Raw genomic sequence first — 12,989 nt, 5'->3', positions numbered from 1 at the left:
ACGCAGTGGACGCTCGATCCATTCCAGGAAATCGCCGACATCGATGCCGAAAATAATTCGTTCCCCCGGGTTTCGAAGCCGACGCGTTTTCAGCTTTACAAGCAGCAACGCAGTCCATTCGCGCCACAGGGTCCGAATCCGATGCAGCAACAGCAGCAGACGACGCAGCCACCCGCCCGGCAGGGAGGAGCGAATAAGAATTAACGCGGAATACTGAACAATGAGACGGCTCCGGGAGAATTTAGGGGTAAATCAAGATTCTTTCGGGGCGATTCATTGTTCATTATTCATTATTCATTAAGTTTGCACCCGATTCGGGATGTAGCACAGCCAGGTAGTGTACTTGCATGGGGTGCAAGGGGTCGTGGGTTCGAATCCCGCCATCCCGACTGGTGGGCCAAAAGGCAGTTAGAGCAATCTAACTGCCTTTTTTTGTTATGCGGCTTGCATGGGTTGATTCTTTCTTTTTAACAACAAAGCACAGATCAGTGAAATGATTAAACCAACTGGTAAAACTTCGAGATAAGTGAGTAAGATAACGCCAACCGGAGTCTTGTACATCTCTTTATAATCGCTGAATTCCGCTGCCTTTTTATCCAGTTCAAGCTGACTGGCCCCCTCAATTTTAGCTTGATTGACCGCATGGGCAATATATTTCTCCATGAAATCCGGAATGAAGAAATAATATTCGACCAACCAGCTAAGTACGTACATAGTTGAAGCAATCAAGGTAATATACAGCCCGATTTTAAACGCTTTTCCGAACGAAATAACCCGGTTGTTATAGTTGTCCCGGAAATTTTTTACGCCGACAAAAATGAGCGAGAAAGCAAGGATCATGGAGGCATAGCCCAGAACCATGTTGCCTTCATACTGATTGGTGGTGTAACACACTGCCGTGGAGACGGCCATCACGGAGGTGAGAATAATACCGGCAATCAGCCCGCTGACCAGTACGATCTTTTTCATGAAATGGAGTGTAGCGTTGGTTTGCACAAAATTGAGCAGACCGGAGAATTCCCCAGTCATTCTTTCGGGTGATTTTTCGGAGAATCCCGAAAAATCATGCTTTGGCAGGAGATGGATCAGGGAATCAGGCTGAGTCGCTTTGCTTTTTCAATGGCCTGAGTCCGGCGTTTAACCTCCAGTTTTTCAAGCACTTTCGATGAGTGGGTTTTAACGGTATTCAGGGAAACAAACAGGCGCGATGCAATTTCCTGATTACTCAGTCCCTCGGCGATCAATTGCAGTACTTCCAGTTCACGTTTACTCAAACCCACTTTGGTCCGTTCAGTTTCATTTACACTAAAATCGGGGGTATTTACATAAACGGATTTTTCGATAACGACGGTTTCTATTTTAGGATTAATTAATTTCAATGCCAGCCAGATTCCCAGGCCTGTAAATAAAATAGCAATCGCACCAATATAAATTTCAAACGTATGGTTAATAATTAACAATCGCATTTCGAGCCATTTTAAGAAAAACAGCAGCAACGCCAGCGAAACGCCATACAACAGGATGAGCTTATTTTGCTTTATAAAATTCACCATGAATCAAAGGAAAGTAGATCATCTCTGTCATTTACAGGCCTTTATTTATCGGCAAAAACCGCTTCATAATGTGCCGAAGGGTCGAAAATGCCCGCGCTTTGTTCGTAAAACGAAGCATCGGTGAGGTAAACGCCTTTTTGGGTCTGGGTCCAGGACGCTGCGGCTTTGGGGTGATAGCCCATCATGGTGTTCCAGTTTTTGTAATACTGGTGGCCGTTGGTTTCCTGCAAACCGACCGTCATGCCGGGGAAAGGCGGTAGCCGGGCCGCCACGGATTTGTTCCAGTCGACCAGAATCGGATTAACAGTCAGGTCAGCACAAAAGCAGGGAATCTTCTTTTCATACGCCAACTGCGTGATTTTCATCGTCATGCTGAGCGTTTTGGCAATGGCTTTCACGGCAATGGCCGAATAACCCTGCTCAATCCGGCGGGCGGCATCTTCCACCGTATGCGCACTTTCGTCGGCGGCAACCCGCACGCCCAGATCCCCGACAAACACGTCATTATTCTCCTCAAAGGGTTCTTCAATCACCGCAATCTGATCGAAAGCACCGATTTTTTTGGCGTGATCCAGAAACCGGAGCAGCGTTTCCTTCTTTTCGTAACGTCCGTTGGCATCGAAGTAATACGGTATTTTGCCGGTTTTGGTATAGGGCGTTTCGTAATGCCCGATGGCTTTGTGAACCGCCGTCAAAAAAGCAATGTCCTTCTCGATCATTTCCGACTGCGTTCCGGCCGACCCGGTTTTCAGCTTCATGATAAAATAACCTTCGTCGGCGGCTGTCTTGATCCGTTCGGCGGTGGTGCCCACGCTGAACGACGGAATGCTGGCGACCTTCGTATGCCGGTGTGACAAACCCGGTTTGTAGGCCGCCGGAATCATGTCGTCGAAGCGGGCCATCTTATTTTCCTGCGCGTACAAGAGCCAGGCCGCATTGTCGACACTAACCAAGGCATTCAGGGCGAAGGTTTTGCGCAAATCGGGGTTGCGGGTAATCTGTTTCCCATAGGACAGAACTTCGGGCAGAATGGTGTCCAGCAAATCGACGGGCGTGGTGAACGAAGTGCCTTTGATGAGTTGCAAAGCCCGCTCGGTCATCGCATACATCAGGGCGTTGCCGGCGCTTTCGGAGTGAGCGGCAAACACGCTGGAATCCGACCAAAGCACGCCCTGCGTTCCGAGGCCGATTTTGCGAATACCGGAATCCGATTCCAGCAGCGAGATCGCCTGCCAGCTATCCGTAATGGCACTTCCCTTGAACCGGTACGGATTCAGCGGCTCCCGCTCAAAATTAGAATTGACGTTCCGAATGCGAATCTTCGCCAGTGGTTTTTGGCCAGCCATCATGTCAGTAAGTTTCCTCGAAAAACCGGTCGTACCCACCGCCAGAAGCGATCCCGTATGACCCACAAATTCACGGCGATTCATATTTTCTGTCTACGGTTTTGATGGGAACGCGGATTGAACGGATCAAAACTGATTTTATCTGTGAAAATCCGTTGTATCCGTTCAATCCGCGTTCCCATCAAGATTAGGCTGTCATTTTCTCAAAAAGCTGCCGCTGCTCAATCAGGGAAGCGACTTTATCCGCCGGATTGGTGTGGCATTCGAGCAGAATCCAGCCTTTGTAATTCATTTTAGCGAACCAATCCAGTAATTGCTGATACGGATACGTCGGATCGTTGAACTCGCGGACGTGGACCGTGTCGCCGAACCGGTCTTTTACCAGATTGAAATTGTATTCCAGGCCTTTCCCGTTGAAATCCTGCTTGTTACTGTTCCAGCAAACCGTGGCGTTGCGGTTGGGCGCGTGGTCCATGATGGTTTTGATATTTGGTAATTCCTGGGTTTCGTTGCCGTGGACTTCCAGCCGGAGTTGTTGCCCCAAATCAGCCGCATACTTCGCCAGTTCGTTGAGCGACTCACCAATCTGAGCCAGTGTTTTTTCGGTCGGAACGTCTTTGTGCAGCGCGTTGGGTTTTACTTTGACCCCCGAACCGCCCACATCGGCACTGAGTCGAATAAACTCTTTGGTTCGCTCGATGGATTGGCGCAACTGGTTCTGGTCCGGATAGTCGTATTGCTGGTTTGTCCCCAAACCCACAATCTGAACCGGGCTGTCGGCGAATTTCTTTTTCACGTCCAGCCGTTCGGCGGCCGAGAGGTTCGGCATCACACCGTGAGCGTGTTCCACCCGCAATTCGGCCCCGGTAATGCCCGCCGTTGTGCAATTTTTGATCAGGGTCGGAACATCCCAGTCTTTCCCCCATAAATAAGTGACCATTCCGAGTTTCATCTTCGATTTTTTCCGGTCGGGCGAAGCGAAAGCGGTTCCCGGCAGCAAGGCGACGCCAGCAAACAGCGAAAGATCCTCGATAAAAGTTTTTCGGGTTATTTTTTTCATGGGAAAAGGAAGGGCGAAAGAGTGAATGAGCGAAAATGTCTTATGCTAGAACCCAATCGAATTGCCGCCATCGACGGGCAACGAGACACCCGTAATATAGCGGGCCGCATCGGACGACAGAAAAACGGCGGCATGTCCGATGTCTTCCGGTTTGCCAAAATGCCCCATTGGGGTCCGGCGCATGGCGCGGTCGCGCCGGTCGGGGTCACCACCCATCGCTTTTTTGCTCATTTCCGTTTCAATAAAGCCCGGCGCAATGGCATTGACCCGAACGTTGTGCGGTGAAAATTCCGACGCCAGCACTTTCACCATGCCCTCGACCCCTGATTTGGAAGCCGCATAGGCCGCCACACGGTCGATGCCGTAATAGGCCGCCATCGACGAAATCATCAGAATGGAACCGCTGCGCCGGGGCACCATGCGCCGGGCGCAGGCCCGGGTGAGCGCAAAAACCGCGCTCAGGTTGGTTTGAATAATGCGGTTGAACTCCTCATCCGTTACTTCCAACGCTGGTTTTTTCAGGTTGATGCCCGCATTGTTGACCAGAATATCGATGGGAGCGAGCGTGGTTTCAATCTGTTCGACCAACGCATCCAAAGCGGTTAGTTCGGATACGTCGTTGATGAAATAATGAGCGGTTTTGCCCAGTTTCTCAACGGCTTCCCGCAACGGTTCTTCCCGGCGTCCGGTGATAACGACTGTGGCGCCAGCCTGCACCATGCAGCGGGCCATGTCAAAACCGATACCGGTTCCTCCGCCCGTAATCAGGGCCAGTTTTCCTGCTAACGAAAATACACTTTGATTGGGTTGATTCTCTGTTGGCTGCACGTGATTATTCGTAGTTAAATGGCGTTACCGCAATTGATAAATATTCACTAATTCTTTGACGTCCTTCAGCGTCCGCTCCGGTTTTTTAAACGGCGCCGGAATGGGTTGTTTCGCAAATTCCTGGAGATACAACACCCAGGCATCGCGCCACCAGAGCGCTTCTTTCTGCTGGGTCGCCAGCCGCCCCGAAACACTGGCAAACGTCTCGGGATCGATGTCTTTTTTGACCGATGCCCACTGCTTTTGCATCCAGCCGACGGAATCTGCGCCGGTATAAAACCGGGTGCAAAGTTCATCCCAGAGCGACCGGCCGGTGCTTAATTTTTTTGTCCACGCAATGTGGTGAAACCAGAGCAGATAGGGGAGTGGGCAGGTTTCCGGATTATTCCACTGGCGTTGCACTTCAGGGCGGTATTGGGCCAAAGCGTTGCTGCCGGTTGCTGTCCGGTCGAAGCCCAGACCAACCGAATCGGCGCGGTGGTAATAAATTGCGGTCCAGTCGGGGCGCGAACTGCGGTTTTGCCAGGGTTCCGGCGCAAAGTGAACGCCCGTCCAGGGACGCGAGAGGCCCAGTGGCGTGTTGTAATTGACGTAAATCTCCCGCGACTTAAGCAGCAGATCCGTGACGGTTTTTACGGAAGTCGGTTCGGTTGTCAATGTCATCGTAACCCATTCATTCGCAAGAGCTTCTGCGGAAAGCGCGTGGTCCCAGGCCAGCCGTCCGAAGGCATACCAGTTGGCCTGCGCCAGCGGATGCCCCGTCCAGTTCCGGTCGGAGCCGGTATTGGCCACCCCGGCAATGGCGGTCATCTTATACTCATGGAGACTGCCGTCAATAACCTTCGCGACGGTTGAGCCTTTTCCGCTCACGTACGTATCCGAATCCAGACATTCCTTGAAAATCGGGGCTTCGTACACCAGATGGGTCGCAAAGCCGAGGTATTCCTGCGTAAGCTGAAATTCCATGCCCAGTGGTGTTTTGGGCATCATGCCAAAAATGGGAGAAAACGGCTCGCGGGGCTGGAAATCAATCGGCCCGTTTTTGACCTGAACAATCACGTTTTTCTCAAACTGGCCGTCCAGCGGCTTGAATTCGTCATAAGCCGCTTTGAAACGGTCGGCTTTCCCGTCGGCTTTGTAGACAAACGCCCGCCAGATCACAATGCCCTTGTGAGGAGCCAAAGCCTTGGCGAGCATGTTGGCCCCATCGGCGTGGTTTCGGCCATAATCCTGCGGGCCGGGTTGCCCTTCTGAGTTGGCCTTCACCAGAAAACCGCCAAAATCCGGGATGGATTTATAAATTTCATTCGCTTTATCGGCCCACCATTGGTTCACTTCGGGGTCAAGCGGGTCGGCGGTTCTTAAGCCCCCGATGGTTTTTGGGGCCGGAAAATAAACGGAGAGGTAAATCTTGATACCGTAGGGGCGAAAGACATTCGCCAGCGCGGCCACTTTCTGCAAATATTCGGCGGTCAGAAACCGGGAACTGGCATTCACGTTATTGACGACGGTTCCGTTGATGCCGATCGACGCGTTGGCACGGGCATACTCCTTGTAGCGCGGGTCGATGCGTTCGGGCAGTTCATACCATTTCCAGAGCGACTCCCCGGCGTAGCCCCGTTCGATGGAAGCATCCGTATTGTCCCAATGGTTGAGCATCCGATGCTGTATTTTCGGACTGCTGGTCAGCGACAGTTGGGCGATGGGCTGCCGGGTTTGCAGGTGACGCAGCAAGGCAAAAACGCCGTACAGAACCCCGGAGTCGGTTTTTCCGGTAATGGTGATGATATTCTGGCGGTTTAGAATTTGATACCCTTCTTCGTTAAGTTGCGGCTGGTTTGGGTTGACTGTCAGGATAATACCACCGGTTTTGCCTCCGGCACTGGAAACGATTGGTACGGTTTGTTCCAGTAATCCCTGCAAACCGTTTTGCAATTCTTCGGCGGCTGTTTTCAAAACCGGGCTGGTGCTGTTCAGAACGATAAACTGCGTGGAACGGGCGTAGGCAGCCCGTTTTCCGGCGTCTTTGATCGGGTCGTATTTCAGCCACAAGCGATAGCCGTCGTCGGCTCTGCAAAGCGTGGAGAATAGAAATAGGAATACTATTTTGTAATTCATGGTTTAAGAATTGTTTCACAGAGTTTATCAGAGAAAATTAGAGGTACGCAGAGGCTCCGATTACCTCTGATTTTCTCTGATAAACTCTGTGAAATAATTTAATTTTTATCCTTCAACGACCTCACAATCCCTAACTCCAATCCCCTCAATTCAGCAAGCCCCCGCAGTCGGCCAATCGCCGAATAACCGGGATAGGTTTTTTTGTGCAAATCGTCGAGCATCTGGTGGCCGTGGTCCGGGCGCATCGGAATCCCGGTTACGCCCACTTCGGTTTTTGCCCGCCGTTGTTGCTCCAGCACAATTTCTTTCACCACGGCATACATATCCACGTCGCCCGCCAGGTGGTCGGCTTCGTGAAAATTGCGTGGATTGTCTTCGCGTTTGGTCGTTCGGAGGTGAATAAAATGAATCCGGCTGCCAAACCGCCGGATCATGCCCGGCAGGTCGTTGTCCGGGCGAATTCCCAGCGAACCGGTGCAGAAGGTAATGCCGTTGGCCGTCACGTCGGAAGCCGCCATCAATTCCGCCAGATCGGCTTCGGTGCTCACGACGCGAGGCAGTCCCAGCAATGGTCTCGGCGGATCGTCGGGGTGAATGCACAGATTGATGCCGACCGATTCGGCGACCGGAGCCACTTCCCGGATAAAATAATAAAGATTTTCCCGCAATTCACGATCACCAATCGCAGCGTATTCGTCCAGCAAACCCTGAAACGTCGCCAGCGTAAATGCTTCTTCGGAGCCGGGCAAACCGAGCAGAACGATGTTACTCAATTCGGTGATTTGTTCCGGTGTCATTTGGGTAAATTTCGCCCGGGCGCTCTGAATCACGTCCACTTCGTAATCCGCTTCGGCACCCGATCGTTTCAGAATGCACAGGTCAAAAACCGCAAAATCTTCCCACACGAACCGCAACGCCCGCGAACCGTCGGGCATTTCGTAGTTCAAATTGGTGCGTGACCAATCCAGAACCGGCATGAAATTGTAGCAAACGGTATGGATACCGCAAGCAGCCAGGTTGTGCAGCGACTGTTTATAGGCATCGATATACCGTGCACGGGTGGGCCGGCCCTTTTTGATGTCTTCGTGAACCGGCAAACTTTCGACCACCGCCCAATGCAGGGACGAATACCGCCCGTTGTCGGCTTCGATAAGCTGTTTCCGTTTTTCAATTTCTTCCACCGGCCAGACATCGCCGACCGGAATCTGGTGCAAAGCCGTCACAATACCGCTGCAACCGGCCTGACGAATATCCATCAGCGAAACCGGGTCGTGCGGCCCGAACCACCGCATGGTTTGTAGCATTCCCATTCCTACACTATTGTTTGTTTTACGTTTAACACCGTAAAGGAGGCTAAAAATGACGAAATTTCAGCCTCTTTTACGGTGTTAAGGATGCGTTTTTCATGGATTACACAAAGAAAGGCACGTCTTTCGGAGCGTATTTTTTCATGCCCGCTTCGTTGATTTCCACGCCAATACCCGGTTTTTCGGATAGCGGAATAAAACCGTCTTTGACCATCGGCCCGTCGATGGTGACAATTTCCTTGAACATCGGATCTTCGTGGAAATAAATCTGCCATTCCAGAATCATGAAGTTCGGTACCGACGCGCAAACGTGGCTGGAAGCCATCGCGCCCAGATACGACGCCACCATGTGGGGCGCAAACGGCACGTAATACAGGTTGGCCAGGTTGGCAATGCGCTGACCTTCGCCCAGACCACCGGCTTTCTGCAAATCGGGCATAATGATGTCTACCGCGCCAATTTCCAGCATCCGCCGGAAACCGTGGGCCAGGTAATGGTTTTCACCCGCGCAAATGGGCGTGCTGGTCGATTCGGAAATGATCTTGTAGGCGTCGACGTTTTCGGCCGGAATCGGTTCTTCCAGAAACATCAGGTTCAGCGGTTCCATCATCTTGGCCACCCGTTTGCCCGTCGTCATGTCATACCGCCCATGCATATCGACGCAAATATCGATCTTGGGGCCAACGGCTTTTCGAACGGCGGCAATCTGGTTATACATCCGCTCCAGTTCGCCGGGGCTGGCCGTCCAGTTGTAGCGGTCGTATTTGTTGGGATCACCGGCTTCATCGATGTCGTATTTCACGGCGTTAAAGCCCATTTTAACGGCTTCGACGGCACTTTGGGCGAAGTTGTTTGTGCTTTTGTCCGTATCCCGGTAGGTTCCCGTATCGCAATAAACCCGGATTCGGTCCCGGTATTTACCGCCTAATAATTGGTAAACGGGCAGTCCGAGGGCTTTCCCGGCCAGATCCCACAGGGCGGTTTCGACGGCGGACAAAACCGCAATGAACATCCCGGCCTGAGCACCTTCAAAAAAACCGGACCGGCGGATGTCTTCAAACAGGCGGTTGACATTCAGCGGGCTTTTGCCCTTGATGCGCTCGGCCATCAGTTTCACCAGATGGTAGGTTCCGGGCGTGGCATCGACGCCTTCTCCGCAACCCCAGATGCCCTGGTTGGTGTGAATTTTGACAAACAGACTGTGTCCACCGCGAATAAAACCGCATTTGATGTCGGTGATTTTTAGATCCGAGGGTGCTGAGGACATCGGGGTTCGCTCGATGGCGGTTTCCAGGCCGTTGCCATAGCTGGCGGTGGCGGCAAACACACTGGCAATGGCACTTTTCGTCAGGAAAGATCTTCGTGAGGTCATGAGTTGAGGTGTGTAAGGAAAAGAGCTGTTTCGCGGAGTTGAGCGGAGGAAGGGAGCGTCAAGCGAAGTGTTTTTTCTCCGCTCAACTCCGCGAAACAACGCTTCACCACGTACGGGTTTTTAGATATTCCTGAATTTGTTCTTTCGGAACCGGCAATTCGCTCAGGTGGGCGTTGAGCCACTGGGAGAAATCCTTTTCGATCACATCCGACCAGCGGGTGTCGATCTGGCCGGGCGTGTATTTCTGTTCGCGCAGCCGCTGGTGGCCAAACATATCCCGCAAACGGACGATTTCAGACGTTTTTACGACTTTCTCGGCCAGGTGAGGAGGAATGAAACTCACGCCCCCGTCGCGGCCCAGCACGATGTCGCCGGGCATCACCATCACTTTGCCGATGCGCGTCGGGCGGTTAATGCCCACCAAAGTCGTGTTCAGCTCGCCGTCGGCGTTGTTGAGGTGATGGGAGGGGTGATAGCTGCGGAAGTAGGATGTAAAACCGCCGATTTCCTTCAGGCCGGCGATGTCGCGTACGGCCCCTTCGTAAACGATACCGTTACCGGTTTTGGCATAGATGGAATTGCCAAGGTTGTCGCCGATGGTCGGGCCGTCTTCATGCATGTCGAACTGATCGACCACGTACACGTCGCCTTTGACGAGCATATCGATGGGCCAGGAATTCTGGGATTTAACGCGGCCGTCTTTTTCGTGTCCTTTTTTATCGGTAACCCGCTGCACATCGGGTCGCCCGGGCATGAACGTGGCCGTGAGTGCGCGACCCACCAGCACGCTGTCGGGGTTGATGGTTTGCCAGCCACCGGCATATTGATACTTGTAGTTTTCGCCTTTCATGGTGGCCCAGGCTTCTTCGTGGGTCACCAGTTTCATGCGCTTCAGAATGGCGTCCGGCACTTTGGGCCGCCCATCGGGGAAGCGTTCCCCTTTCCATTCCGGGGTGAGAAAGATCAGTTCTTCGCGGGAGATTTGTTGCCCGAACGACACCGTCGCCAGTCCGAACAGAACGAGCGATGCGATTAATAGAGATACCCGTTTCATCATGAAATTCAAGAACAGCTAATTGGTTTGGGAATTAAAGGAAAGAAGGCGAATGGCAAAAACATCTACCCTTTAGCCCGGATTGAATTTGCCTGACACGGTATTCGGACACGGTTGTGCCAAAACCGTGTCCACGATGTCCGCAACCGAACAAATAGTGTCCGGCTTCGTACACCTTTCAACAGTACTGAAAATTTGTATGCTGATTATCAGGATGTTAATTTGTTGGCATGGCAATTGGCATACAATAATCAGAACAGTAACAACAACATAAATAGAAACAACAACAACAAATACGAACAAACCATGAAAGCATTATTTGGTACTTTGATCTGCACTGCGCTGTTGAGCGCCAACCTCGCAACGGCCACTCCGAACACGCCCAAAAATCGTTCGTTTGAAACGAGCACGTTTGTGACGAATCAAAACAAAATCTGGGTGGCCGTTGAAAAGTCCTCATCGACACCGGTAACGGTTGTCTTGCGTAACAAGGACAATGACGTTTTCTTCAAACGGTTTATTGGCAAAAACGAAAGCAAGTTTGCTGCAAAACTGGACGTCAGCGGTTTGGCGGACGGGCAGTATGAACTGGAGTTTATCTCTTCGGAGGGAAGTGTTAAAAAGACGGTCAACATTGGAAAACCCGCGGTGGTTGAGCCGACCCGGATGATTTCCATGAAATAAATGATTCTGTAGGATTAGTTTAGGTTAAGAAAGCGCAGGAAAGCTACTTCTGATTCGGAAGTAGCTTTTTTTTGGTTTATTGAAAACCGTAAATCTGATTAATTTTGCGGATGCAACAGCCGCGTACCATTTACACTCCTGCTTTTTTTCTTCTCTGCCTGAGTTCTTTCCTCTTCTTTGCCAGCTTCAATATGCTGATTCCCGAATTACCGGGTTATCTAACAGACCTGGGCGGGGCCGAATACAAAGGCTATATCATCAGTTTGTTTACCATAACCGCCGGATTATCAAGACCGTTCAGCGGGCGGTTGACCGACACCATCGGCCGGGTGCCGGTGATGGCTTTCGGGTCGCTGGTCTGTTTCGTGTGCGGTTTTTTGTACCCGTTGGTTCCGCTGGTCTGGTTCAACGGCGTGGCGGCTTTGCTGCTGCTGCGGCTGGTACACGGTTTTTCGACCGGATTCAAACCGACCGGCACCTCGGCTTACGTGGCCGACATTGTTCCTGATGCACGGCGGGGCGAAGCGATGGGCGTTTTAGGCTTAAGTGGCAGCATCGGCATGGCGTTCGGCCCGGCTTTGGGGAGTTGGCTGACGTCGCTTTTTGGCCTGAATGCCCTGTTTTATACGTCTTCGGCGCTGGCGCTACTTTCCATCATCATTTTAGTGAACATGAAGGAGACGCTGGCCAATCGTGTGCCGTTTCGCTGGCGTTTGTTACGAATTTCCCGTCGGGATGTGTTCGAGCCTGCGGTTTTTGCGCCATCGTTGGTCACTTTTCTCAACTCCTTCAGTTTTGGTGCGGTCATTACGCTGGCTCCCGACTTCAGCCAGGCATTGAATGTGGGCAATAAGGGATTATTTTTCACGGTTTTCACCATTTCTTCCCTGGCGATTCGCTTTCTGGCGGGTAAGATATCCGACGAGTACGGGCGTCGTCCGGTATTGTGCCTGGCTTCCCTGATCATCACGGCGGCTATGGTTTTACTGGCCCTTAGCACTTCTACCACGTCGTTTTTGCTCGCAGGCGTGGTGTTTGGCATTTCGATGGGCATGTATTCGCCAACAGCGCAGGCCTGGACCGTTGATCTTAGCCATGCGGAGAATCGGGGGCGGGCACTGGCAACCATGTACATTGCACTGGAGGCCGGTATCGGGCTGGGCGCTTATCTTTCGGCTTTTCTTTATGATAATAAAAACGATCGGTTCCCGCTGGCATTCTTCAGCATTGCCGTCTTTTCATCTGTTTCCTTTCTGTTTCTTTTGGGGAAACCGAAAAAAAAATAAACAATTTTTAAGGGCTCGCTACTGTGATTTTTGCAAAAAAAGCAGAATCAGAGACGAAAAAACGGATTTTATGCGGCTGGTCACCCGAACATAATTTTTCTGAACGATATTTTTAGTTGTATATTTGTAACCAGTTTAGGGCAATAACGTCCTGATTAATAGGTAGAAATCCCAAAAGGAGAGAGATCTTCACCAGTCAGGCAGATTTACCCGCATAAATCTTTCATTCACAAGGGTACAAACTGGCTTTTATATGCAAACAAATAATATTTCGTATAATGGCGTGAAAAAGAAATAGTTACTAATTTTTTTACAAATTTAATACTATGTTAAAAACTTGGAAAAATCTAAAAATCGTTGAATAAATTCCCGAATTAACAA

General features: G+C 51.3%; 12 protein-coding genes and 1 tRNA gene. 4 read left to right on the top strand and 9 right to left on the bottom strand.

Annotation, left to right across the window (positions count from 1 at the left end):
* Both FH871_RS29630 and FH871_RS29625 read left to right on the top strand, forming a co-directional pair.
* The coding region (locus FH871_RS29630; protein ID WP_138994968.1) for a hypothetical protein at positions 1 to 204 on the top strand (204 nt) is incomplete at its 5' end.
* Between the two features lie 111 nt (positions 205 to 315).
* Positions 316 to 389 (top strand) — tRNA-Pro (locus FH871_RS29625).
* Positions 390 to 435: 46 nt separating this feature from the next.
* Here FH871_RS29625 and FH871_RS29620 read toward each other — a convergent pair.
* From FH871_RS29620 to FH871_RS29580, 9 genes are all read right to left on the bottom strand, one after another.
* Positions 436 to 969, bottom strand: coding sequence for a DUF4199 domain-containing protein (locus tag FH871_RS29620; RefSeq protein WP_138994967.1), 534 nt, complete (start codon positions 967 to 969; stop codon positions 436 to 438).
* Between the two features lie 116 nt (positions 970 to 1,085).
* A complete protein-coding gene (locus tag FH871_RS34085) occupies positions 1,086 to 1,517 on the bottom strand; it encodes a response regulator transcription factor (RefSeq protein WP_305036591.1) in 432 nt (143 codons plus the stop codon).
* 77 nt (positions 1,518 to 1,594) lie between these two features.
* Positions 1,595 to 2,983 carry an enolase C-terminal domain-like protein gene (locus tag FH871_RS29610; RefSeq protein ID WP_138994965.1) on the bottom strand — a complete coding sequence of 463 codons (1,389 nt, stop codon included), beginning with the start codon at positions 2,981 to 2,983 and terminating at the stop codon, positions 1,595 to 1,597.
* 103 nt (positions 2,984 to 3,086) lie between these two features.
* Positions 3,087 to 3,959 (bottom strand): sugar phosphate isomerase/epimerase, encoded by an 873-nt coding sequence (locus FH871_RS29605; RefSeq protein ID WP_138994964.1) that lies wholly within the window; start codon positions 3,957 to 3,959, stop codon positions 3,087 to 3,089.
* Between the two features lie 45 nt (positions 3,960 to 4,004).
* A complete protein-coding gene (locus FH871_RS29600) occupies positions 4,005 to 4,787 on the bottom strand; it encodes an SDR family NAD(P)-dependent oxidoreductase (protein ID WP_138994963.1) in 783 nt (260 codons plus the stop codon).
* A gap of 24 nt (positions 4,788 to 4,811) precedes the next feature.
* Entirely contained in the window at positions 4,812 to 6,905 is a 2,094-nt protein-coding gene (locus FH871_RS29595; RefSeq protein ID WP_138994962.1) for an alpha-glucuronidase family glycosyl hydrolase, read from the bottom strand.
* A 98-nt stretch (positions 6,906 to 7,003) separates the two neighbouring features.
* Complete coding sequence (gene uxuA, locus FH871_RS29590) at positions 7,004 to 8,215, bottom strand: mannonate dehydratase (RefSeq protein WP_138994961.1); 1,212 nt, start codon at positions 8,213 to 8,215, stop codon at positions 7,004 to 7,006.
* Between the two features lie 100 nt (positions 8,216 to 8,315).
* A complete protein-coding gene (locus tag FH871_RS29585) occupies positions 8,316 to 9,584 on the bottom strand; it encodes a mandelate racemase/muconate lactonizing enzyme family protein (RefSeq protein ID WP_138994960.1) in 1,269 nt (422 codons plus the stop codon).
* 103 nt (positions 9,585 to 9,687) lie between these two features.
* Positions 9,688 to 10,638: an RraA family protein gene (locus tag FH871_RS29580; protein WP_138994971.1), complete on the bottom strand. Its 951-nt coding sequence runs from the start codon at positions 10,636 to 10,638 to the stop codon at positions 9,688 to 9,690.
* Positions 10,639 to 10,944: 306 nt separating this feature from the next.
* On the opposite strand from FH871_RS29580, the gene FH871_RS29575 reads away from it, so the two are divergent.
* Positions 10,945 to 11,322: a hypothetical protein gene (locus FH871_RS29575; RefSeq protein WP_138994959.1), complete on the top strand. Its 378-nt coding sequence runs from the start codon at positions 10,945 to 10,947 to the stop codon at positions 11,320 to 11,322.
* 110 nt (positions 11,323 to 11,432) lie between these two features.
* Positions 11,433 to 12,608 (top strand): MFS transporter, encoded by a 1,176-nt coding sequence (locus tag FH871_RS29570; protein WP_138994958.1) that lies wholly within the window; start codon positions 11,433 to 11,435, stop codon positions 12,606 to 12,608.
* The last annotated feature ends 381 nt before the right edge of the window (positions 12,609 to 12,989 follow it).

It is taken from the genome of Larkinella sp. C7 (genome assembly GCF_006149005.1).
GTDB lineage: Bacteria > Bacteroidota > Bacteroidia > Cytophagales > Spirosomataceae > Larkinella.
This window is presented reverse-complemented; position numbering and strand designations above follow the sequence as displayed.